The organism is Virgibacillus dokdonensis (assembly GCF_900166595.1).
Classification (GTDB): Bacteria; Bacillota; Bacilli; order Bacillales; family Amphibacillaceae; genus Virgibacillus; species Virgibacillus dokdonensis.
On the sequence record NZ_LT745763.1, the window covers coordinates 2,581,591 to 2,605,479 of the forward strand.

Sequence of the window (23,889 nt, forward strand, 5' to 3'; positions counted from 1 at the left end):
CTATCACCTCAAATTAAAATTACTAAGCAAATAAGATCGTTCAAAACAAAGTTCGGTGTGCCGCGTTGCAAATGCAACAAATCAACTAAAGATTATGGACAAATTTCTGCTAAACCCGTCCACGTCTTGTGGTGGGTTTAGCAGAAAGCAAACAAATTATTTTTCTTGTATATAGCGATGATGAATATTGTTTAATTTGTAGGTTGGAAGAGTAAATTCATATAATTCTAGGGAAATGGCTAAATACTTTTCGTTATATAAAGAAGCTAAATAGTTTGTCATCACCGTAAACAAGTCATTGCATAATAATTTTTTTTCCTCATCTGTCCTCCCTTTTCCAAGTTTTAAAGTTGCATGAACAAACGCATCATCCTCTGTACCATCTGCGATAAGATATTCTTCTAATGCAATTGCTCTAGAACGAAGTCCACCTATGGGGATTAACTCGCGATGGCATAATAACACCTGATGAACCTGTTTCAATAAATCAGGGATATTTATTTCCTTTCGAATATTGGCAGTATATTCGATGATTAAATGAGGCATGCAACTTCCTCCCTACTCGTTTTTAAAGTTTGTTAACGCTTCTTCACTTACAATCGTATTCATTAAACGCCCAATCCCTTCAATTTCCGTGATAACCTCATCTCCCACTACCGTATCAATGGACCCTTTTGGTGTACCTGTTAAGATAATATCTCCTGGATATAACGTCATAAAACTACTCAAATATTCAATGAGTTCTTGTATGCTTAGAAGCATATCTCCTGTACAACCTTGTTGTGTTTGTTTTCCATTAACAAACGTTCGTAAAGTTAAGTTCATCGGATCCTTTACGTCTTCTTTGTCAACAAGCCAAGGACCAATCGGTGTTGCAGCATCACGGTTTTTCACACGTAGGTTTGGGCGATAATAATTTTCTAAGTAATCTCGAAAGGCATAATCATTTGCTACAGTATAGCCTCTTACATAGTCATAAGCCTCTTCCTGCTTTATATTCTTTCCTTGTCTACCTATTACTACTGCTAATTCACATTCATAATGCATAAACGTCACATCATTTGGGCGAACAGTCTTTCCATTATGACCAATTAAAGTGTTTGGGCCTTTAAAAAAGACTAGCGGTTCCTTTTGAACTGCTGAAAATGATAGTTCTTTCGCATGATCCGCATAATTTAAGCCTAATGTAAAAATTGTATTCGGTTGTACAGGAGGTAACCAAACTACTTCATTTTCCTTGACTAGCTGACCATCAAGTAGTTGAATATCATTCTCTGTCACAATGGCTTCTTGTATACTTCCTTCAAATGCTACCCGTGCATACTTCATATTCTTCCTCCTGCTGGTAGTGATTCCGTTACTATTGTATTTTCAAGTGTACCTACCTTTTCAATTTCTATTTGTACACCATCATTCGCTTTTACCCGTGGAGGTTTCTCAGGTATACCTACTAATAATACATCTCCTTTTGCAAGTGTCATAAACTCAGTTACATCACAAAGCAATTTTTCTACGGATCGAATCAATTGATTTGTATTACTACGCTGTTTAACTACTCCATTAACGAGAACACGAACCTCTAAGTTATTAGGATTACCTACTGCGGTTTTATCCATAATCCATGGCCCAATTGGACAAAAGCCATCTCGTGCTGTTTCCTTTACCGCTGGACGATAAACACTATCATGCGGAATGCTAACATCATTGGCAATCGTATATCCTTTAATATAATCTAACGCGTTAGCTTCCGTTACTTTCTTTGCCGTTTTTGCAATCACAATCCCTAATGCAGCACCTATTTCCACCGCGCTTTCAGGGCAAGGTATAGAAGATGCTGTTGCAGCAAATGTATTCATCGGTTTTATATAGAGAATGGGTGCCTTAGGTGGCTTTTCATAGGGTGCTTCATTCATAGCTGGCTTTAATTGCTCATATGCACCATGGTAGTTTAATAATGTCCCGTATACAGTTCCATTAATAGGAATTTCAAATGGTACTTGATCTGCTTTATAGGTGGTATTCCCTATCATAATCGTTTGCTTCCTTAAATCCACTCTTCCTTCTTGTAAAGGCCCTACTCCTGACAACTTCATATAAATTGTCTGCACTATTTTCACCCTTCCTCACTCGTTGCATTAAAATGACATCATAACGTAAGCAGGATTCGAAAAAAGTTGTTATTTTCAAATATATTTAAGATGAAGAAGCCTACGTTTGCTGCAACACCTTTCCATAGTCCATTAAGGTTTCATATATTTCGTTCTGTAATTTCTCAGAGGGAACATCCATTGGCAAACGTAATACTGGTTCAATTTTCCCCATCATGCCAAGCGCTGCTTTAACGGGAGCAGGATTCGTATCTTTAAATAAAACATCATTTAACTTCATTAGTTCAAAGTGCAAATTCTGCGCCTGTTCAACATCCCCCTCAGCCCAGGCATTATGCATATCAGCTACTTTTTTCGGCTCGACATTCGACGTTGCACTAATTGATCCTGCTCCACCAATTGCAAGCATAGGATAACAAAGCAGTTCAATACCTGAAAACAGCATAAAATCTCTTCCACAATGAAGCAATACACGATTTACATGCTCAAAATCTTTATTCGATTCCTTAACACCAATAATATTAGGACATTCTTCCCTTAATCTAGCTAATGTTTCCACTTCCATATTGACAGCTGTCCGACCTGGTATATTATAGACAATAATCGGTATGTCTACTGCATCAGCTACGGTTTTAAAATGCTTAAATAAAGCGTGCTGATTTGGTTTATTATAGTACGGAACAATGACCATAGCAGCATCTGCACCAATCTCTTGAGCTTTTTTCGTTAGGTACATCGTTTCTTCATGATTCGTAGAACCTGTTCCAGGAGCGAATGGCACTCTTCCACGAATGGCTTTGTGAGCGTTTTCCATTACGTAAACACGTTCTTCTAAAGTAAGCGAGCTTGGCTCTCCCGAAGTTCCCGTAACAGAAATAGCATGTGTTCCATTTTGAAGTTGATAGTCAATTAATTCTGTTTGTTTTTCATAATCTACTTCATAATTTGCTTTAAAAGGCGTAATTAACGGGGTAACAGACCCTCGTAATCGTTGCTTTATATTCTCATAGTTTTTAACCAAATGAATCATCCTTTCCTATTGTTTTCGCATCTAGTCAAAATGAATAACATACATCTTTTATAAATAATCACCACAGATGGTAAGCGTATGACCTAAACCTTTACATAATTAGGGAGCTACCATCTAACATCTGATTACAATACGCTTGTATTAGGATGCTTACAGCTTCTCCCCTTACATGGAGAATAAACAAAAAGAATCAAGACGAAATGAAATGAGATGAGATGCTGATGAAATTCTTGCACACTTTTTTCATGCTACATGATAAATTGCGGCTTACTTTTTTTCAGTTTAGGCTGCTGTAATGCTATTTTTTGACCGGTTTGTATATCTAAAACGTCTGAAGCTTCATCAAACCAGCTATCTGGAGCTTCATGTCCCCAAAAGGTTTGCCGCATTGGATCATCCAAATCCCATTTTATAGGTTTGAAATCAGGGTCACTCGTTAAATAATCACCATTATATAATTCGATTCGGTGTCCATCTGGGTCTCTCACGTATAGGAAAAAAGCGTTCGAAAGCCCATGGCGACCAGGTCCTCTTTCTATATTGGTGCTATATCCTGACGCTGCTAGCACATCACATCCATCAATGAGGCTCATAGGATCTTTTAACCAAAATCCAATATGGTGTAAACGAGGGCCTACTCCATTCATAAATGCAACATCATGAACAGATGGCTTACGATGAAGCCATGCTGCCCATATTTTTTGATGCTCCCCTACTGTGTATTCTGAACAGGCAAAATCTAGTTTGTGCAAATAATAGTGGTAAGCTGTTTCGACATCGCGCACCATACAGTTAAAATGATCAATTCGTTGAACTTTTGCACCAGTGTGCAAATCATACCGTTGTAAGAGTCGCTCCACTGTCTCCATTTCTGCATAAAATTCTATTGGAATACCTGTTATATCCTGCACACGAATTGTTTGACCAACAGCAGGCTGTTCTCCTGCTTTGATCCGCTTTACTTCTCTTCCTTGACGCCTAAAAAAACTTTCAAGTTCATCTATATCTTTTTCTGAGGTCACTTTGTAACTAATTACTTCCACAGCTGGCTCTTGTTTCTGTTTTAACCATAAGCTATGATGATTATGCTCTTCTAAACCACGAAGAAACAAATTTCCATTATCAGTATCCGTGACGACAAATCCAAGTTTTTCGTAAAATAAACGCGACTTTTCTATATCGGTAACATGTAAGACAGCACGACCGGCACGTATAATATTAAAATTCACCTTCATCAAGCCTCCTTTATTTACCAAATTGCGGAATATAGTGATCCTTCAATGCAACATGAATAATCTGCGTTTCTGTATAAAAATCAAAAGCGTAATGTCCACCTTCACGCCCTATACCACTATGCTTTGATCCTCCAAATGGTGTCCTTAAATCCCTTACATTTTGAGCATTAACCCATAACATTCCTGAATCAATGGCTTGAGCAACCCGATGCCCACGCTGTATATCCTTTGTCCACACATAACCTGCAAGCCCGTAGCGAACATCATTAGCTAAATGAATTACTTCCGCTTCATCCGTGAATGTCATCGCTGCTATGACGGGGCCAAAAATTTCTTCCTGAACGATACGCATATTATTTTTCGCATGGAGAATTAAAGTCGGTGGAACATAGTTTCCCTCACTATTCCTTGGTGCATGACCACTTATTACTTCACAACCTTCTTCTTTTGCTAAATCCAAATAGCTCCGCACATTTTCATAATGTTCTTTATGAATTAACGGTCCTACTTGTGTATTTTCATTAAGCGGATCTCCAACTTTTATATTGAAAATTCGTTCTTTTAACTGTTCAATAAATGTGGAAGCAATACTTTCATGTACATAGAGACGTGAATTAGCTGTACAACGCTCCCCATTGAAAGAGAAAATTCCCCATGTACAAGCATCTAACGCTCTTTCTACATCTGCATCTTCAAACACTATAATCGGTGACTTGCCACCAAGTTCCATCGAAAAACGCTTCAAGCTATCCGCTCCATTTTTCATAATTTCTGAACCTGTTGTTGTTTCTCCAGTGAATGAGATTAAAGGCACATCAGGGTGTGACACCAGTGCTGCTCCAGCTGTTTCTCCATAACCATGAACAACATTAAACACACCATCTGGCAACCCTACTTTATCTATAATTTCCGCTAAACGATTCGCTGTTAACGGTGACCATTCTGCTGGCTTTAACACGACAGTATTTCCAGTAGCAAGTGCAGGTGCAAGCTTCCAAGTTTCTAACATAAATGGTGCATTCCAAGGTGTAATTAAACCAGCTACTCCAACAGGCTTATGAATGGTGTAATTTAAAAATTCATCGTCTACTTGATATGCTTCTCCAACCATCCTTGTTGCAACCATCTCTGCATAAAAACGGAAATTATATGCTGCTCTACTTACCATTTTCTTTGTCTGACTTATTGGCAACCCCGTATCAAATGACTCGAGTGGGGCAATTTCGTCAATATGTTCATCGATGACATCGGCAATTTTATAAATATAAGCCAGCCTTTCCTTTATTTTTAATTGTCCCCACTCACCGTAAAATGCTTTTTTAGCAGCATCCACAGCTAGATCTATATCCGCTTTATTCCCTGACGCTACTCGATTGATTGTTTGATTGGTAAATGGACTAATATTTTCAAAGACTTCCTCCTGAACTGTAGTAACAAATTTTCCATTAATATAATGCGGAACATCCTTTACTTGTTGCTTCATTTCTAAATGTTGTTCTGTTATTTGATTTTCCATGCTTATCCGCCCCTTTGTAAACATTCTGAATATAATATATCTGTACTATATGATTTTTACTACAGATTAATTTACGTATTCTGCAGGCTCATATTTTCCATACTGTCCCTTATAAAAAGTTAACGGGCTGCCTTGATTAGACTCCATTGCTATTACTTTACCAATAAAAAGGGTATGATCCCCTACTTCAAAAGCCTGCTCCACTTCACAAACAACGGAAACAAGCGCATCTTGAATAATTGGGACAGAATGAAAGATTTCAAATGGTATTTCCTCGCATCTTTTAGCTTGATTGGCAAAATGCATGGATATATCTTGTTGCGTATCTGCTAGGACATTAACTGCAAACTTATTAGATTTATGCAGTTTTGTTAACATGTTCGCTCGATTATCTATCGATACTGTAATTAATTTCGGTTCTAAGGAAACGGACATAAATGCGTTTGCTGTCATACCATGGATCTCTTCTCCTATTTTAGTTGTAATTACAGTAACTCCGGTTGCAAAGCGCCCCATTGCATTTCGGAAAGCTCTACTATCCATAAGATTTAACCTCCTTTATGTTATTGAAGCTTTCTTTTCCCTTACTTTAAATTTCTAATTTATTTATTTTTTGACTACTTTAGAAAAACTTGGCTTGTCGCCAAGTCTTATGGCGAATGGCGTAGTTTTTCTTATACTATAAACCTATAGACTTTTATGCTTTCCTATAGTGTAAAAAATCACTCACTTGCGCTTTATAAGTTTGTTTATCATACTTATCAAAATAAGCCATTCCCATCTTAATTGGGTCACCAAAGAAATAATATTCATAATGGGTCTGCCTGCTTCCAAACGCGCTCATTGTTAAGTCCCACGCTAAGCGAAAGATCTGTACACGCTCATATCCTTGCACATTTTTCCCTTGCATCGCACGGTGAAGAATAGGTCCAATCTCCTCATTTTCAAAGTCAGCCTGTGTTGGTATCCCCATCATTCCAGATGCTCCCAAAATTCGAATGATTTCTGCCATCCGTGGATATACACGTGGGAACCAATTTCTAGCTGCATCGAGCGCCGCAAAGTCCGGTGTCATCATTCCCCATTTATCGAGCTTAGCATTATGTTCTGCACGGAATAAATGTGACTTCATCGTTTCTAATGTAAGGATAATTTCTGTCCCTTTATCTTTCACGTGCTGAAAGCCATCAATACCGATAGAATCCATTAATGTCAGCACAACACCAAGTAAAAATTCTGTTTTTGCAATATCTTTTATGACTACTTGATGCGTCATATGAACGACAGCATTCGTTTCACCAAATGCACGATTACAAATGGATGAATTCTCCAGCACAAAGATACGATCCCATGGTACTAATACATGATCAAAAGCAACGATTGTATCCCCTTCTTCAAACTGTTGGCTTAACGGGTGATCGTATGAATTATCACTATAGACAAAAGCTTCACGGCTTAAATATTTTAGACCTGGCGTATTATTTGGGATTGCAAAGGCTAAGGAGTAAGGGTCATCCAACTCACCTGATTTTTTAACTGTTGAAGGAAAAACTAAAATCTCATCCGTGATCGCTCCTTGTGTTGCTAACAAACGAATACCATCAACAACGACTCCATCATCGTTTTTCTCTACAACATGTAATGCTACATTTGCGTCCTTTTGCTTTGCTTGTATTTTTGCCCGGTTAACTTGAGGATGAATTAGTGTATGCGTCAAACTAATATCATTTTCCCGAGCAAACGCTGCATAATTTCTAGCGTTTTCAGCAAACATCGGATCTCCTTCAGCATAAAATTCACTTGCCTGCCCCATTGCCATGACATCCGCATTTAAATAGTCAGGTGACCTTCCCATTAACCCCTTTGTAAAACTTTGCCACTCCATAATGGCCTCTCTACGCTCCATTAATTCATCTATCGTTGTCGGCACCATAAATGTTTTACTTACTTGATCACCTGTTGTTGGTGATGTATAGAGCATTTTCTCTGGCTTTTCATATTGGAGATCATATAGCTTTGCCATAGTTTGAGTGACATTTTTAAAGAGACGATGCTCTGTTACATCTTGAACCCTTTCTCCCTGGATATACACATTATTATTTGCTTCCTTTAAACGTTGAATATACTGTTGTCCTGTTTTAGCTGGCATAGTTTTCCTCCTTTAATAATAAGCGCTTACATTTTTGCCTGCTACATATTTCTGAATAATTCTTTTAATTAGAATAATAGCATTATTTCTGCTATATTCATATTATCTATTTCATTAACAAACTATATAAAATTTATATACCAAAGCTTCATAAGACATACATGATCTTCTGTATTTAAAAGCTAGGTTCTTAATCGCAGCACAATCTTGGCGCTTTTTTACGAGTGAGGAGGGTCAAGCATGTAAACAATTTTGAGTAGCAAAACAAATAAAATGGTAAAAATAATGGGCGAATAATAACGCCTAAATATATTATACAAGGAGTGCTAAAATTGGATTTAAGACAATTAAGGTATTTTCAAACAATTGCAAGAGAAGGACAAATCACGCGTGCAGCGAAAAAATTGCATGTAGCTCAGCCACCCTTAAGTCAAAGCTTAAAAGCTTTAGAAACCGAATTAGGCGTCAAATTAATGGAGCGTAATGGCAGGAAAATGGAATTAACAGAGGCAGGTAATATTTTATACCAAAAAACAATTCACCTGTTTGAGTATGTGGAAGATACCTGCATAGAGGTAAAAGATACAGCAGCAGGTATAAAAGGAATACTATCCATTGGTTGTGTAAAAACATGCTTTCCGCAAATACCAAAAAAGCTTAAATATTTTCATAGGAAATATCCGAATGTTCATTTTCAGCTCAAAGAAGGTGATTCTTACTTGCTTGCAGAAGAACTGATCCAGCGATCCATTGATCTAGCAATTGTTCGCTTACCTCTTGATATGAGCCTTTTTGCTAAACAGTCTCTTCCTAGTGAAAACTACATAGCTGTCATACCGGAAAGTTGGTCTACTACTTCAACCGCCAAAACCATTACAATGAAAAAATTAAGTGAGTTGCCATTACTACTATTACACCGTATCCACGGACAAGGACAATATGAGTTAATTCTTGAACAATTTGAAAACCACCGTTTATCACCAAAAATTATTTGTGAGTGTCCAGATGTGGACATGATCTTGCAATTAGTAAGTGAACAGGTAGGAGCAACTATCATTCCAGAATTGACGCTACAAAATCATCCATTACGTGGTTTGAAACAACTACCTATTAAAGATCATTCCTTCCCTTCTTACTCAGCGATCATTTGGCTAAAAAATCGCTACTTACCAAAAAGCGCCAAACGTTTTATTGAACTATTTACAGGTGATAAATGAAATGAGGAAGAACTATGAACGGGCTTTATACATTAATTTCCCTGGAAGTTTTAACATCATAAAAAATACAAAAACGGAAAAAACAAAACAAATAATGGCAACCAAATGTAATGTTTCATGGCTCACTTGATCATTTAGCGTTACACCTAGCAAACTAGAGGATAAGATTGCTCCCATATATCTGCTCGTTTGAAATAAACCAGAAGCTTGGCCTGTATTCTCAGGCCTTACATTTTCATATAGCGCTGTCTGCATCGATATATTGTTAAAGCCATTACTAGCGCCTAAAACACTCATAATCATAAGTAGCCAACCAATGGGGGAGCTTTCATGATACGTTAACAATAAACCGGTTCCAATGACGAGTAAACCAATTCCAATTAAAGCAGGTAATTTCGAACCTACCTTATCAATTAAGCTTCCTGCTAATGGTGCAATGATAACGCCAAACCCTGCAAGTGCAAGCATCAAAACGCCCGTTTTTGCTTCGTTATACGCTAGAGCTTGCTGCATAAAAATAGGAAAACCAAAAAAATAACAATAATATATCAGGTTGATGCCCGTAAATTGCACATACACTAACGTTTCTTTTGTATTTTTTCTTAAACTATTTACATCCATAAATGGGGCATTGTGCTTAGCCTCAAAACGGTAAAACAGCACAGCAGTTGCAATACAAATAAATAGTGTCCACCAACGGATATCCCCTTCCTCCAACGAAAGCAAAAACAAAATAAAGCATGTTATTGATAAAATAAACAAACAAATCCCTAACAGGTCTATCTGTTTTATCACTAATTTTTTATTCGTCGCAGGTAAAATAAACATAGCTAATATAAATGACACGATAATAAATGGAAAGTTGATAAAGAAAATAGCTTGCCAATCCCAAGAATGAATGAAAAAACCGCCAATAGAAGGACCAAAAGCTGCCGATGTAGAAGTGAAGATTGATAAAATCGCCAGCGCCCGCCCTTGTCCTTCTGTAATATGCGTTCGTATCATGCTCATCCCACTCGGGAATAAAGTTGAGCTACCAATCGCCTGCAATGCACGACAAGCTAATAAAATTGGAAAATTAGGAGAAAACGGGGCCAGTAAGGATGCAAAAGCTACAAGCGTCAACCCTGTTAAAAATAATCGTTTAGCTCCAAACATATCACTTAATTTTCCCATTACTGGCTGTCCAGCTGCGCTTGCTAAATAAAAAATAGAAATTAACCATGATGCATGGATAAATGTTAAAGCAAAATCCGCCTGCATACGTGTAACCGCAACAGATATCATCGATGAATTTAACGGGTTCAGTAATGTTCCTAATCCAATTGTAATCATAAACAGCCAACGCTTTTTGTTTAATTTCTTCATCAAACCACCAATTCATATGTATAAAGCCTTCTAACTATGAGAATTCAGAAGTAGTCTTTGGCTCTATTTTTAATACTGGAAAAAGGTGCCGTATGCGTCCCACTTCAAGAACTAAAAAATAACAGCACCTACATCCCCTTTTTCGTAAGAGGCATTTTTAGATCATACCCTTAGGTACTAATAATCAGTGTAGGGATAAAAGAACTCACTGATTGAAGATTCATGCGTGAATTTTACCTTAAACGTAACTTATTCCATTTCTCTAAGTTGCGTTTGCAAATCATGTAAGGATTTTTCCAACTTTTCCATCATCACTTCCATGCCTTGTTTAAGCGGCAAATCTTCAGGCATATAGATAGGTTGTCCAAAAATAATTTTAGGCTTTACTCGTTTGAAAAGATCAGTAAAATTATTGGGACCTTGATAAGCCACTGGTAAAATCGGCGCTTTCGCATACCCAGCCATTGTAACCGCTCCTCTTTTTAATGGTACTTCTTCACTTGTTCTTGTACCACTTGGAAATACACCGACGATTTCACCGTTTTTCAATAGTTTTCTTGGGGTTTTTATTGCACTTGGTCCTGGGTTTTCCCGATCAACAGGAAACGCATGCAACTGTTCCATTAGCCATTTCAAAAATGTCGACTGAAACAACTCTTTCTTAGCCATATAATGAATTTGTTTAGGTAACATACTAACGCCCAGCCATAAAATATCCACCCACCCTGAATGGGTACAAGCGATAACAAAACCACCTGATATTTCCGTATTTTCCTTTTGATAAACCTTTATTCTGCCAAACAAACTGAGAATTATTTTTAATGCATAAGTGCAAAAATTGTACATGAAAGTTGCCTCCTTCTTACTATTGATAGTATGCGTTTATTTTAACACATAGTTTTAATATCTGGTACTAATTTTTTCTTTCTTCACTCTACTAGCATACACATACTTACATCATCCATTCGCATAAGTCCCTTTCTTCTCTCCTAGTTTATCGTGCAAAACTATATAGAGAGATTTCACTTATAGACAAGTCTTTCTGGTGATGGTACGCCGTCAAGCCTAAATATTTCATACTTTTCTATAGCTTAAAAAAGGAGGCGTAATTTTCGTGCTTCCCTTATTACATATTACATGCCCATCTTTTGTAGAAGATATATACGTAAATAATTGTATACAAAACATTTTTATAACAGTTATCAACTTATCGACTAAACAGAACATACATTTTGGTGTACAATGGTAAAAGTGCATTTTAGTAACTGAATTTTCGTCAAGAAACATTTCAGTACTTTCCACAACAACTTAGAAGGAGGCCTATATTTATGAATGGTACAACACATGCAGCAATTGGAACGGTAACTGGCTTTATAATTGCAAATAACTTACAAAGCCCTCCTGCAGAAACAGCTTTACTTGTTAGTCTTGGGACAATTTCAGCATTAATTCCAGACTTAGATATTGATGGGAAATTACGAGGTAAGATTACCCTATCGCATAAACTGTTTCGAACAATTGCTCAGGTTATCGGTGTTTTACTCATTATTTACAGCTTTTATGAAGGAGTAGGAATGAAGCAATGGATTGGGGCTGGGAGTGGGTTTGCTTTGCTTTCCATCTCTATTCGCCTTAAACAAAAACATATGCTTACCATAACCGCAATAGGTGTTATTATTGGTGGACTTGCATTGCAAGAACAGTGGCTGCTATTTTTAGGAATTTATGTTATTATTGCTTCTTTCGTAGCACATAGAAGTTATACACATTCCCTTGTCGGTCTTTTGTTTTTTGGATTTATTGCCTATTATTTAGATCAATCACTTCAGATCAAAGGGGTATATTATTCATGTTTCATTGGCTATATAACACATATCATTGCTGATAGTAAATTTTTACCCTTTAATAAAAGTGGTGTGAAACTGTTCTTACCATTTTGGAATAAGGAGTTTTAACTCCTTCGCTTATTCGTAAGACTAAAATAATTAAAGTTCTAAAATCCAACTTATTGTATATTGAACCTTTTTTTGATAGGACGAAATGAAATTTGATTAAAAAGTAGGGGATACTTTTACCTTAAAAGTATCCCCATGGAACCATTTGTTTATAATAAGTTTTTAAAGTTGGCTACGACGTTTTCTACAGTAAACCCGAATTTCTCGATCACTTGGTCTCCTGGTCCAGAAACGCCAAATGAATCAATGCTCATTACTGCACCATTACATCCCGTATATTCCTTCCAACCAACCTTAGAACCCATTTCAATGGATAAGCGTGTTTGTAAATGCGAAGGTAATACACTTTCTTTGTACTCTGCTGACTGTTTATCAAATAGATCCCAAGATGGCATACTGACAACATTCACATGGATATCTTCTTCAGCAAGCTTTGCCTGAGCCTTCAAAGCGAGGTGAACCTCTGATCCTGCAGCAATTAAAATGCCTTCTGCTGTTTTTTCAGCTTCCGATATAACGTAAGCTCCTTTTGGAACACCTGTTACTGCCTTTTCCCTTGTCTGTCTTAAAGTCGGGACGCCTTGACGACCCAGTACGAGAATGGTTGGACGATCCTTTTGTGTTACGGCAATTTTCCAAGCTTCTTTCGTTTCATTTGCATCGGTAGGCCTTAATACTGTAATGTGAGGCATCGCTCGAAAAGAGGCTAAATGCTCAACAGGTTGGTGAGTTGGTCCATCTTGTCCAACCGCCACACTATCATGGGTAAACACAAAGGTTACCGGTTGCTCCATCAAAGCGGACAGTCGAATAGCTGGTCGCAAGTAATCCGAAAATACAAAGAATGTACTGACAAATGGTCTTAAATAATGACGTGCCATTCCATTTGCGATAGCACCCATAGCAAATTCTCGAACACCAAATGAAATATTTCTACCAGCATAATTTTGTGATGTTAAATCAGGAAATGATTGTAACCTTGTTTTCGTTGAAGCATTTAAATCTGCAGATCCACCAACTAGTTCTGGAAAATGCTCTGCTAAAGCTTGCTGCACTTGACTTGCGGAAGCACGTGTTGCATTTGCCTCACCTTCTTTGTAAACAGGCAAATTATCTTCCCAGTTTTTTGGTAAATCACCAGCGATTAATCGCTTTAATTCAGCAGCAAGCTCTGGATACGCTTCTTCATACTGCTTAAATAATTTATTCCATTGCTCTTCTTTTTTGCTTCCATTCTCTAAAATACTACGAAAATCTTCGTATACTTCTTCAGGTACATGGAAATCTTCTTCATAGTTCCATTTATAAAACGCTTTTGCACGTTTAATTTCTTCAACACCAATTGGATCACTGTGTGCATCACTTTTACCTTCAATAGTAGGAGCACCATAACCAATTTTTGTTTTAATTTCGATAATCGTTGGGCGGTCTTCATCCGCTTTCGCTTCTTTAATTGCTTGTTCAATTGCTTCTATATCATTACCATCTTCAATATAAAGATATTGCCAATGGCAAGATTCAAACCGCTGTTTGATATCTTCTGAAAACGATAACGCTAGTTCACCATCTAAACTAATGTCATTAGAGTCATATAAAACAATTAAACGACCTAATTTTAAATGTCCTGCTAAAGATGCTGCTTCATAAGAAATACCTTCCATTAAATCGCCATCACCACAAATAGTATAAGTGTAATGGTCAACAATTGGATAGCCTTCTCGATTAAAAGTTTCAGCTAAATGCCTCTCAGCTAAAGCTAAACCAACAGTAGCTGGTATTCCTTGCCCAAGTGGACCTGTAGTAATTTCCACTCCTGGCGTTACCCCAAATTCTGGATGTCCTGCTGTTTTACTACCTAATTGTCTGAAGTTTTTCAACTCATCTAAAGATAGATCGTAACCAGCTAGATGTAATAAGCAGTAATGTAGCATAGAACCGTGACCAGCCGATAAAACAAAGCGATCTCGATTGAACCATTCAGGATTTTTAGGATTCATATTCATGATTCGTTTCCATAGGCTGTATGCCATTGGGGCTGCTCCCATTGGCATACCTGGATGACCATGTTGCGCACGTTCTACCGCATCAATCGTTAGGGTACGAATAGTATTAATAGATAAGTTTTCAATGTTGTTTCCTGATTCCGTCATAGATGACTCCTCCAGTTCATTTTTTCTTGTATTATTTTCCTATCTAAACGTTTTTTGTTGCTTCTTTTTTCTTACCAAAAGGAATAAGCATTAACCCTAGAATGACAATTAAGCTAATAACGATTGCAATTGGGCCTGCATAATTTGCTAATGTTCCAAAGAATATACCGGATACACCAAAGTCAGCATCAGAGAAGGTTGTATTGGCAAAACCTAGCTCTCCTAGGACTGGAAGTAAAAATATTGGTAAAAACGAAATAATAATTCCGTTTACAAACGAACCGGCAACAGAACCTTTTATACCACCTGTTGCATTACCTAAAACACCAGCTGCTGCACCTGTGAAAAAGTGTGGCACAACACCAGGAAGAATAATGGTTGTACCTAAAACAAACATAATTCCCATACTGAATATCCCGCCAATAAAACTACTGAAAAAACCAATTAACACAGCGTTCGGTGCATACGTATAAATAATCGGAACATCAAGAGCTGGTTTTGCATTTGGAACAATTTTCGTAGAAATCCCTTTAAATGCTGGAATAATCTCTGCTAACACGAGACGAACACCTGATAGTATAATAAACACTCCAGCCGCAAAACTACCACCTTTCATCAAAGAAAACACGAGGTAGTTTGTACCATCACTTAATTCAGCTTCAATGAATGCGGAACCTGCAAAAAAAGCAACAATGATATACATAACAATCATGGTTAAAGCAATACTTACCGTACTATCGCGTAAAAATCCAAGTCCTTTTGGAAAATCAATATTTTCTGTGGAATGTTCTTTGCTTTTTTTGAATAATTTTCCAGTTAATCCGCTAATAGCATACCCTACCGCACTAAAATGTCCTAAAGCGACATTATCATTACCAGTAAGCTGTCGCATAAATGGTTGTAAAATGGCTGGAGATAGCGTCATAATAATACCTAACGCAACCGCACCTGCAGCAATTAATGGTATCGTATCAAATCCTGCTACAGCCATTATTACGGCAAGCATACAAGCCATATAGAGTGTGTGATGTCCAGTTAAGAAGATATATTTATATCTTGTAAATCTGGCAATGAGAACGTTAACAATCATCCCGAAAAACATAATGAGTGCTGTATTTGTCCCATATTCATTCAACGCCAATGCAACGATGGCCTCATTATTTGGTACTACTCCTGACACATTAAATGCTTCTTGGAACATGGCACCAAATGGAGAAAGGCCTTGTTCTAGTATTCCAGCTCCAGAAGCAATAACAATAAACCCAACGAATGTTTTAATAGCGCCTTTCATGATTTCTGACAAATTTTTTCTTTGCGCTAATAATCCAATTAGCGCAATGGCAGCAACTAAAATGGCTGGCTGACTTAAAATATCGACTAAGACACTTAAGAATTCATTCATGGTAGTCATCCTTTCCTCGTATTAAATTAGATTTTTTTCTTTTACTACTTTTGTTACCTTGTCCCTCAACTCATCCATATCTATAATATTATCTAACACGATTACTTCACCTAAATGGGCACCTCCCTCAGCAATATCTTTTGCTAAAAAGAATACATCTGCGTCTCCAGGCGTTGCTGAACTTAAATCAGAATGCGCCACTTCAATACCCGAGACACCTAACTCTTGTAAAATTTGTTGAATATTCATTTCCACCATAAAACTTGTTCCTAATCCTGACCCACATACTGCTAAAAATTTCATTTGGTCCATCTCCTTTTTATTTAATAATTTCCATGACTTCTTGCGCTGTTTGCGCTGCTTTTAAAGCTTGGAGTGTTGCGTTATCTGACAGCAACTTTGTTAAATGTGATAATGCCTTTAAGTGCGCCTCATTATCGATCGCTGCTAAACAAATAAAAATATCAATTTGGTGATCATCCTTGCCTAGCAATTTAACTGGTGTTTTTGTTCTTAAAAAAGACATCCCTAAATTGACTACGCCTTCCTCTGGTCGTGCATGAGGAATAGCAATTCCTTTACCTATATGAATATAAGTTCCTACTTCTTCGACTTTTTTATTCATCGCCTCAATATATTCTGGTCTAATTTTATGAGCTGCAAGTAATGGTTGTGCAGCCATTTCTATCGCTTCTTTCCAGCTCAAAGGCTCATCTGTAAACTGAATCATTTCTTCGGTAAGTAATTCTGAAAGCATTGGTTTATACCCTCCTATATCGGTATGACTTAGATGTATGAGATCAACAAGGTCTGAAAATAACCGTTTCTCATCTTTAATTTCTGTATGTTTTGCTATAACTTCCATTATTTGATCCATCGAAAAATCGTAATTATTGAAAATAGGGAATTGATTCATTACGGATTCAATTAAATAATTTTTTTCTATTTTTGAAAGCAATGGTTTCACTGTAAATATCGGCTTGGGCGAATCCACATCTACTGTAGTAAAGATCAGATCATAACTAGACGTTGGAAGTAAGCTTACTTGTTCAGCTGTGTGCACCCGGGAAAAATGAATGTTTGGAAACATCTCCTTTAACTGTGCACGCAACATAATGGAAGAACTAACGCCGTTAGAACAAACAATTAATCCATGAATTTCTGTTTTATTCCTATTTCTATTTTTTTCAAGATAACCGCCAAAATGAAGCGTAAAATAACCTATTTCCTCATCACTAATTGGCTTTTTTGTCCACTCAGATAAAGGAGCGAGCGAGCGTTTGACAAATTGAAACAATTCCACATACTTTTGTTTAATTTGTGATGTTAAAGGGTTCACAAGCGGTATTTCAAATATAATTCGATAAAAAGCTGGAACGAGGTGGTTATACAAGCTTTTTTGTAAAAACGTTTTATTATCAATCGGAAGCAAGGTGTTTTTTTCAAATGCTTCAATGATTTGCATGGTCAGTCTGCTTAAATATGGATTTTCTTCTAATTTCACTTCCTGTAAGGCAATTAATAATTGCAAGGTCAAATAATATTGTTCTTCTAATTGATTATTTTCAAATAATCGTCGTGCCAACTCTTCTACCAGTCCAAACAAGCGTTGTGAACGCAATAACTGTTTCTCTTCTTGAGAAAACAATGGCTCGATGTTTGCAGTTCGGACTCTTATAAACGTCAAATGAAAAATAACTTCGGCTTTTCTATCCTTCACTAAATGAATTTGCTTTGCTTTTAACACATCATTCACTGTTAACTGCGTATTCACATAGTAGTCTTCCTGTTTCCACGATTTTAATACGAGTACTAACATCTCTTTTCCTAGTGACTTTGTGAGCAAGTAATTGATACAAAAGCTTGCTAACCTTCTTTTTTCCATTTCTGTACCAGTTAAGTGGTAGCCATCTTTCCTTGAATATTGAAGGATAACCCCTTTTTTTTGACACAACTTTTTTGCTTTTTTCACATCACTTAGCGCTGTATTCTTACTTACGTAAAGCAATTGCTGATAATGATAATTGGAAACAGGTTCTTTGCGAATAAACGTGTATAAATAGAGTAAATAAATACGTTCCTCTTCTGATAAAACAATGTGATGCATAGAAATATCCAAAGGAGCACCAGCTTGAAGTAAATCCTTCACTTTAGCATCAACGACAAATTGTTGATCATGCAGTTTAATTGGCTCTAACTTCATACTTTTTAAAGTGTTATTCACTTTTTCCAAATCATAGTTAAATTGCCGTTCTGAAACATCTAATTTTCGTATGAGTTGAGAAACAGTAATCTCATCATGCGTAATAATTTCTTCAAACAGTTTAAAAGACCTTTGATCAAACAACTTTGCCCCTCCTTTAACTTTATTGTAATGCGCTTACAATATTGATTCAACAGTGTTTCAGCCCAAACTATGTCGCCTGTTGCTATGTTCTATTGTGCTCTTTTTATGAAATCTTATGAAAACTGTTGTCGCAGCAAGCTACACAGATTAATTATGTTCATTTTTGTATAAAGGCATCTTCACATAGAAGAGCGAAATCTATTCTTCTTTTTCATCAAATCTTAAAAACGAAAACTGTAAACCTTCATCTTATACTTTCCTCAAATGCAAATAGCCGAACAATTTTATTTTAATTGTTCGGCTATGACTATATGGAGTTACAGAGGTCCCCTTTTCTTAAAAATAAGTGATAGATCTATTTATTTTTGCTTACATTTATTTAAATGCTATACGTACGTTTTTTAATTGTAATCATTTCTTGAGCGAGCTTATTTATCCTTTCTTGTACATCTTGGTCAATAATCTCATTATCATCATTAAAACAATCATTGTTAACAAAAACACTATAACGAGGTATGATTCCTTTCAAATAAGCAAGTATTGGCTTTAATTGATATTCGGATACGAGAAAGTGCTTATCCGATCCAGCAGTAGTTACAATTCCTGTAACTTTTGATTTGAAGGCGTCGATTGGAAAATGGTCAAGCAAATTTTTCAGCGCACCTGAAATAGATGCTTGATAGATAGGTGAACCAAAAACAATCATATCTGCTGCTAAAATCGTATTTACTACATACCATGTGTCTTTATTATAATAGGCTAAAGGTGACCCCTTAACAAACTCTACATCATATTCTTTCAAGTCGATTAATTCGATTTCTATTTGTTTATCGACACGTTTGGCTACACGTAAAACGTCATGTACTACTTGCGACGTTTTTTCACCGACTAACGAGCCGGCTATTCCAACAAGTTTCACACCTGTCCCCTCCTGCTTTATCTATGGATAGTTAATATAAGTTCAAGTTGAAAATAATATTATGAATAAACGGTTACAAGCTCAATCGAAATACGACTGGGACTATGCAACTAATGCTTACGTGCACACCTCTCTAAAAATTCTAAACAATTATTTCAGTGATATAGGTGTAATAAGTATGCACAAAGAATAGCTTACCGTAGATATAATAGCAAATTTTTTGCTTCATTCTGCTTCATCAAAAGGGCCTCTCCTTCGAGGTTATTTTCCGATAAAGCGAAATAGATCACCAAGGATAATTTGATCCGAAGCATATAATTCATTTCTCGCCGTTTCTAAATAATCAGTACATGTATTTGATTTGACAACCTGTTGCTTGTGCTTATCATAACAACGACCATTTACATAAGCATATTTACCTGTGACGATGCTTCCATCGCGAAACACAACAGGGGCTTCATTACCTCTCGTAAATAGATTGCGACTAAAATTTATTTGCTCCTTATCTCGTACACCCATTAATTCAGAAACAGTTGCATGAATATCAATCGTTCCTCCCACTGTTTCTATCTTTTTTCCTTCTTGTCCTGGTACATGGATAATTACTGGCACCTTTTGTAGCTCAAGGTGGCTCATTTCCGTATCCTCTTGCCCAAGTAATTCATAAACGCCAGCTTCGTATTTTTGGGAAATACCATAATGATCTCCATAGATAACAAACACTGTATCTTCATACATGTCTTTTTCCTTTACTAATTCAAAAAAACGTTTTAATGCTTCATCCTCATACCGAACAGTTGTTACATATCGATTAACAACACCTACAGATGTATTCGCAGGTGAAATAGATTGATCCTCTTCTTCTAATAAAAATGGAAAATGATTCGTTAACGTAAGGAAACTTGCCATATAAGGTTCAGATAAATGAAGTAATTTTTCCATTGATTGTTCAAAAAAGGGAATATCTTTTAACCCATAATTAACCGAATTTTCTTCTGTCACATGATAATCTTTTTTCGAGAAAAATCTATCAAACCCTAACGATTGATACATATCGTCTCTATTCCAAAAAGAAGCATCATTTCCATGAAAAGCAGCAGCCGTATAGCCATTTGCTTCTCGCAAGATATGCGGTAAAGATTGAAATTCATTGTTCGGTCTGCGAACAAATACAGATCCACTTGGTAAAGGATATAAGCCAGTATTAATCATAAATTCAGCGTCAGATGTTTTTCCTTGCGCTGCTTGGTCGTATATATTGTTAAAATAAAAACTGTCTTGAATCAGCTCATTTAAAAATGGGGTTATTTCTTTGCCATTCACTTTTTGGTTAACCACAAAATTCTGTGTAGACTCTAAACTAATAAAAACAACATTCTTTCCTTTCGCTATTCCAAATTCCTGAAACGAATCCTTTTCTTCCTTACCTTGGATATACGATTGTACTTCTTTTACATCTGCCTCATCTGCAAAAGCTTTCATTACGGGAGATTTAACACCATTTGCTATATTTATCAGCTGATAATTATATAAACCTAATGACTTCACTAGTTCTTCACGATCGTAATCTGTTTGTAAAAGAAACGGATTTTGAATGAGCGCAATGGCCAAAGTAAAGACAAGCAACCCCACACCAGTAAAAGCATATCTTTTCTTATTAGGTACTACTGGATGGTTTTTCTTTCTGTTCATTTTAAAAATAACATACCCAATAACTGCAACATCCACAAATAACAACGTATCAAGCGGGGAAAAGAGTTCAACCGTGCTAGGTCCTAAACCTCCTACATTGTTCAATTGTAGTAAAACAGAAACGGTAACAAAATCAATATAAAACCGATAATATAGCACATTTGCATACAATAAGCCTAACAATAATAGATAAATGATAAATAGCATAAGTGGAGACAAACGTTTTCTCCACAAGAAACTAATCCCAAACATGATCATAATAATGCCAATTGGGTTGATAAAAACGACCATGATATCAAACCAAGAATAAAGCGGTAGTTGAAAAGTAGTAAAAGAAATAATGACTGATTTTAACCATAATAAGATAATCAGCGTCATCAATACATTTCTTTCAATCAACAGAGTTAATTTTCGCATGAATGAATCTCCTTCTCCCTAGCAAACTGTTGATATACCTCAACAATAATCTCTATGCCTTTCATGATATGCGAAGCTTGTTGTTGTCCCATAATAGCCACTTGAAACCAGTTATGGTTTAGTAAATAACTGCTTTCATAACTAACTTGAACCCCTTTTTGTTTTAACACATCGCCGAACTGACGTGAACGAATTTCAGGAGGTAGACAAACTGTCACAATGCCCGGAGAATAATTTTCTCCAGTAAGCACTTGCATGCCAACGCTTTGAAAGGCATTGCTTATATCTCGAAATAGCTTTGTTTTATCTGGACAAAACTGCTGTAACGCAGCTTGCATAGCAAACAAACTATTGGATGAATGCGTAAACGGAATACTATCGCTTGTTTGATACCTACCAAGGTCTAAATAACTAGGTATTGAATTTTGTGGAAAAAGCTTCTCGTGATGAAACACAATAGCTAATCCCGGGTATGAACCGATACCTTTTCCACTTACCGTGCTTGCTAAATAAACAGACTCTAAATGAAGCGGTAGAACACCAACCGTACTGCAAGCATCTATACATAAACGGACACCATATTTGTTACATAGCTGCTTTAAATCTTCCAATGGATAAACATAGCCTGTTGATGTCTCGCAATGGACAGTCCATAGCCATTCTATTTCTGAATGCTCCACCAATGTTCGTTTTATTTCTTCTAAAGTAATCGGTGCACTCCACGACTTAGAAATGCTTTGGAAAGAAAGGCCAAATCTAACAGCTTGATCCATTAAACGTTCTCCAAACTCGCCATTTGACAGAATTAACCCTGCACCTGGAAGTGTTGTTAATTGAGCAGCGATCATATCATTTGCAAGTGTACCTGTCCCTACTGCAATTTCTACATAATTAGCATTGGTTACATCACATAATTGTTGCTGTACCTCTTCCATCACTTTATGTACATCCTTCGCACGATGAGATATTGCTTTATCACTCCATGCTTTTTTTACAGCATCAGAAACCTCTACAGGACCTGGTAAAAAATTATAATTCTCTTGCCGTGCTTCTTTTCGCAACATTCGTTCAAATAATTTAGAGGCACGCTCAAAGTTTTTCTTCGTTAAATACATGGGTTGATACGGGGCTTCTTCTGTTCCAACTAATGGTCCAAACGCTTTAAACCCTAAATGCTTATAGAGCTTGGTTTGCCTTAATGTTCCAGAAATAACCGCCATATTAAACCCTTTTTCCAAACAATAGTCTACTAACGTTTCACAGAGACCATAAAAGATACGCCCTCCTCGATACTGCTTTTTTATAGCTAATAGACGTATTTCACAAGGGGTTGCAGATACAGGTAAATAATCATCCACATTATCTAATTTCTGGTCAAGCGAAAAAGGTCTTTGATTATGAACCGAAATCATGCCAATTACTTCCTTGCCTCGTTTAGCAATAACATATGTATTCTTATCGTCAAAACGGTCTACTAATCTATGGTCGCTGTTCTTTTCATGCTGTGGAATCTCTTCAACAAACGTTTCATAGTTTAAACGATAGATTTGCTCTAACTCTTCTTCTAAGTCTGCTATCTTATAAATTACAAAGTATGATTCTTTCACCATTAGTCCCCATTTCTATGCATAATTACAACAACAGACAGCATTATAAAATAAACTACTGTCAACTCGATATTTCTAAAGAAAATGAACAAGTTTAACGGGATACTACTAAACCCAATCATCGCTATTAACGTAAGATTTTTATGAAGCTGATACCCTACCAAGATGATAAAACCACAAACAACTAAAGGGATAGGTGCTAACATAAGTGCTGTAGCTAAGTATACAACTACTCCCTTTCCTCCACGAAAACCTAGTTGTACTGGCCATAAATGACCTAGGAGAAGGGCAATAGCCATACACCCTAATATAATCGTATCCATTTCCCAAAAGCTGATAGCTATCCATAACGGAATAATTACCTTCCATGCATCTATGATTACTGTAACAATAAACGCAGAACGACTAAAGACCCTCCCCGCATTTCTAGCTCCAGCATTCGTACTACCTAATTCTCTAATATCTTGTTGATAAAATAGTTTACCAACATAATAGGCGCCATTTAAACAGCCAAATACATAGGCAACCAAAATCCAAATCACTTTTTCCAGTGGCTTCACCCCACATCGAACATATTCCGATTCTCTTTATATTCTAACATTATAATCCAAAAAATTTTAGCTTTCCAAAAATTATTCTCAAATAAAACCAGTATGAATTTACCATAAAGTGTTAGAAAAAATTGGCTTAGCCAAGTCATAATGGGGGAATGCTTCGTATTTTTTATGTGATAAACCAAAAAAACGTATGCTTTCCTTTAATGTAAAAAGAAAAGCA

20 protein-coding genes are annotated in these 23,889 nt (G+C 36.5%); 2 read left to right on the forward strand and 18 right to left on the reverse strand.

Annotated features, from left to right (window positions below):
- Nucleotides 1-156: 156 nt before the first annotated feature.
- The 8 genes from B2C77_RS13665 to hpaB all read right to left on the reverse strand — a co-directional run bounded on the left by B2C77_RS13665 (nucleotide 157) and on the right by hpaB (nucleotide 8,038).
- Entirely contained in the window at nucleotides 157-546 is a 390-nt protein-coding gene (locus tag B2C77_RS13665; protein WP_077704796.1) for a 5-carboxymethyl-2-hydroxymuconate Delta-isomerase, read from the reverse strand.
- 12 nt (nucleotides 547-558) lie between these two features.
- Nucleotides 559-1,329, reverse strand: a complete 771-nt coding sequence (locus tag B2C77_RS13670; RefSeq protein WP_077704799.1) for a fumarylacetoacetate hydrolase family protein — start codon at nucleotides 1,327-1,329, stop codon at nucleotides 559-561.
- Nucleotides 1,326-2,108, reverse strand: coding sequence for a fumarylacetoacetate hydrolase family protein (locus tag B2C77_RS13675; protein ID WP_237342748.1), 783 nt, complete (start codon nucleotides 2,106-2,108; stop codon nucleotides 1,326-1,328). The genes B2C77_RS13670 and B2C77_RS13675 overlap by 4 nt, the downstream gene beginning before the upstream one ends.
- A gap of 100 nt (nucleotides 2,109-2,208) precedes the next feature.
- A complete protein-coding gene (gene hpaI, locus B2C77_RS13680; RefSeq protein WP_237342749.1) occupies nucleotides 2,209-3,129 on the reverse strand; it encodes a 2,4-dihydroxyhept-2-ene-1,7-dioic acid aldolase in 921 nt (306 codons plus the stop codon).
- A 257-nt stretch (nucleotides 3,130-3,386) separates the two neighbouring features.
- Nucleotides 3,387-4,367: a 3,4-dihydroxyphenylacetate 2,3-dioxygenase gene (gene hpaD, locus B2C77_RS13685; protein WP_077706915.1), complete on the reverse strand. Its 981-nt coding sequence runs from the start codon at nucleotides 4,365-4,367 to the stop codon at nucleotides 3,387-3,389.
- A 16-nt stretch (nucleotides 4,368-4,383) separates the two neighbouring features.
- Nucleotides 4,384-5,856, reverse strand: a complete 1,473-nt coding sequence (hpaE, locus tag B2C77_RS13690) for a 5-carboxymethyl-2-hydroxymuconate semialdehyde dehydrogenase (RefSeq protein WP_077706916.1) — start codon at nucleotides 5,854-5,856, stop codon at nucleotides 4,384-4,386.
- Between the two features lie 99 nt (nucleotides 5,857-5,955).
- Nucleotides 5,956-6,432, reverse strand: a complete 477-nt coding sequence (locus B2C77_RS13695) for a flavin reductase family protein (RefSeq protein ID WP_077704802.1) — start codon at nucleotides 6,430-6,432, stop codon at nucleotides 5,956-5,958.
- Nucleotides 6,433-6,586: 154 nt separating this feature from the next.
- Nucleotides 6,587-8,038: a 4-hydroxyphenylacetate 3-monooxygenase, oxygenase component gene (gene hpaB / locus B2C77_RS13700; protein ID WP_077704805.1), complete on the reverse strand. Its 1,452-nt coding sequence runs from the start codon at nucleotides 8,036-8,038 to the stop codon at nucleotides 6,587-6,589.
- Between the two features lie 332 nt (nucleotides 8,039-8,370).
- On the opposite strand from hpaB, the gene B2C77_RS13705 reads away from it, so the two are divergent.
- Nucleotides 8,371-9,255, forward strand: a complete 885-nt coding sequence (locus B2C77_RS13705; RefSeq protein ID WP_077704808.1) for a LysR family transcriptional regulator — start codon at nucleotides 8,371-8,373, stop codon at nucleotides 9,253-9,255.
- 12 nt (nucleotides 9,256-9,267) lie between these two features.
- Here the strand turns inward: B2C77_RS13705 and B2C77_RS13710 are convergent, their stop codons facing one another.
- Together B2C77_RS13710 and B2C77_RS13715 are read right to left on the reverse strand one after the other, a co-directional pair.
- Nucleotides 9,268-10,623: an MFS transporter gene (locus B2C77_RS13710; protein ID WP_077704810.1), complete on the reverse strand. Its 1,356-nt coding sequence runs from the start codon at nucleotides 10,621-10,623 to the stop codon at nucleotides 9,268-9,270.
- 249 nt (nucleotides 10,624-10,872) lie between these two features.
- The gene (locus B2C77_RS13715; RefSeq protein ID WP_077704813.1) at nucleotides 10,873-11,469 is read right to left on the reverse strand and encodes a lysophospholipid acyltransferase family protein; all 597 of its coding nucleotides are present in this window, start codon (nucleotides 11,467-11,469) and stop codon (nucleotides 10,873-10,875) included.
- Nucleotides 11,470-11,951: 482 nt separating this feature from the next.
- On the opposite strand from B2C77_RS13715, the gene B2C77_RS13720 reads away from it, so the two are divergent.
- Nucleotides 11,952-12,578, forward strand: a complete 627-nt coding sequence (locus B2C77_RS13720) for a metal-dependent hydrolase (RefSeq protein ID WP_077704816.1) — start codon at nucleotides 11,952-11,954, stop codon at nucleotides 12,576-12,578.
- Nucleotides 12,579-12,727: 149 nt separating this feature from the next.
- On the opposite strand, the gene tkt is transcribed toward B2C77_RS13720, so the two are convergent.
- The 8 genes from tkt to B2C77_RS13760 all read right to left on the reverse strand — a co-directional run bounded on the left by tkt (nucleotide 12,728) and on the right by B2C77_RS13760 (nucleotide 23,672).
- Nucleotides 12,728-14,728 (reverse strand): transketolase, encoded by a 2,001-nt coding sequence (gene tkt / locus B2C77_RS13725; protein ID WP_077704819.1) that lies wholly within the window; start codon nucleotides 14,726-14,728, stop codon nucleotides 12,728-12,730.
- A 43-nt stretch (nucleotides 14,729-14,771) separates the two neighbouring features.
- Nucleotides 14,772-16,130: a PTS ascorbate transporter subunit IIC gene (ulaA, locus tag B2C77_RS13730; protein WP_077704822.1), complete on the reverse strand. Its 1,359-nt coding sequence runs from the start codon at nucleotides 16,128-16,130 to the stop codon at nucleotides 14,772-14,774.
- 21 nt (nucleotides 16,131-16,151) lie between these two features.
- Complete coding sequence (locus tag B2C77_RS13735; protein WP_077704825.1) at nucleotides 16,152-16,433, reverse strand: PTS sugar transporter subunit IIB; 282 nt, start codon at nucleotides 16,431-16,433, stop codon at nucleotides 16,152-16,154.
- 16 nt (nucleotides 16,434-16,449) lie between these two features.
- On the reverse strand, nucleotides 16,450-18,477 hold the full coding sequence (locus tag B2C77_RS13740; RefSeq protein WP_077704828.1) for a BglG family transcription antiterminator: 2,028 nt from the start codon (nucleotides 18,475-18,477) through the stop codon (nucleotides 16,450-16,452).
- Nucleotides 18,478-18,856: 379 nt separating this feature from the next.
- Entirely contained in the window at nucleotides 18,857-19,396 is a 540-nt protein-coding gene (locus B2C77_RS13745) for an NADPH-dependent FMN reductase (protein WP_073007251.1), read from the reverse strand.
- Between the two features lie 261 nt (nucleotides 19,397-19,657).
- Complete coding sequence (locus tag B2C77_RS13750; protein WP_077704831.1) at nucleotides 19,658-21,505, reverse strand: LTA synthase family protein; 1,848 nt, start codon at nucleotides 21,503-21,505, stop codon at nucleotides 19,658-19,660.
- Nucleotides 21,493-23,115: a GNAT family N-acetyltransferase gene (locus B2C77_RS13755; RefSeq protein WP_077704834.1), complete on the reverse strand. Its 1,623-nt coding sequence runs from the start codon at nucleotides 23,113-23,115 to the stop codon at nucleotides 21,493-21,495. The genes B2C77_RS13750 and B2C77_RS13755 overlap by 13 nt, the downstream gene beginning before the upstream one ends.
- Entirely contained in the window at nucleotides 23,115-23,672 is a 558-nt protein-coding gene (locus tag B2C77_RS13760; protein ID WP_240458663.1) for a glycerol-3-phosphate acyltransferase, read from the reverse strand. Before B2C77_RS13760 ends, B2C77_RS13755 begins: the two co-directional genes overlap by 1 nt.
- Nucleotides 23,673-23,889 lie beyond the last annotated feature (217 nt).

Excerpts from the sequence above, each read along its gene's own strand:
- B2C77_RS13720 (WP_077704816.1), top strand. The coding sequence starts at position 11,952 with ATGAATGGTACAACACATGCAGCAATTGGAACGGTAACTGGCTTTATA.
- B2C77_RS13735 (WP_077704825.1), bottom strand. The coding sequence starts at position 16,433 with ATGAAATTTTTAGCAGTATGTGGGTCAGGATTAGGAACAAGTTTTATG.
- B2C77_RS13715 (WP_077704813.1), bottom strand. The coding sequence starts at position 11,469 with ATGTACAATTTTTGCACTTATGCATTAAAAATAATTCTCAGTTTGTTT.
- B2C77_RS13750 (WP_077704831.1), bottom strand. The coding sequence starts at position 21,505 with ATGCGAAAATTAACTCTGTTGATTGAAAGAAATGTATTGATGACGCTG.
- hpaE (WP_077706916.1), bottom strand. The coding sequence starts at position 5,856 with ATGAAGCAACAAGTAAAGGATGTTCCGCATTATATTAATGGAAAATTT.
- B2C77_RS13670 (WP_077704799.1), bottom strand. The coding sequence starts at position 1,329 with ATGAAGTATGCACGGGTAGCATTTGAAGGAAGTATACAAGAAGCCATT.
- tkt (WP_077704819.1), bottom strand. The coding sequence starts at position 14,728 with ATGACGGAATCAGGAAACAACATTGAAAACTTATCTATTAATACTATT.
- hpaB (WP_077704805.1), bottom strand. The coding sequence starts at position 8,038 with ATGCCAGCTAAAACAGGACAACAGTATATTCAACGTTTAAAGGAAGCA.
- ulaA (WP_077704822.1), bottom strand. The coding sequence starts at position 16,130 with ATGAATGAATTCTTAAGTGTCTTAGTCGATATTTTAAGTCAGCCAGCC.
- B2C77_RS13665 (WP_077704796.1), bottom strand. The coding sequence starts at position 546 with ATGCCTCATTTAATCATCGAATATACTGCCAATATTCGAAAGGAAATA.
- B2C77_RS13710 (WP_077704810.1), bottom strand. The coding sequence starts at position 10,623 with ATGAAGAAATTAAACAAAAAGCGTTGGCTGTTTATGATTACAATTGGA.
- B2C77_RS13755 (WP_077704834.1), bottom strand. The coding sequence starts at position 23,115 with ATGGTGAAAGAATCATACTTTGTAATTTATAAGATAGCAGACTTAGAA.
- B2C77_RS13695 (WP_077704802.1), bottom strand. The coding sequence starts at position 6,432 with ATGGATAGTAGAGCTTTCCGAAATGCAATGGGGCGCTTTGCAACCGGA.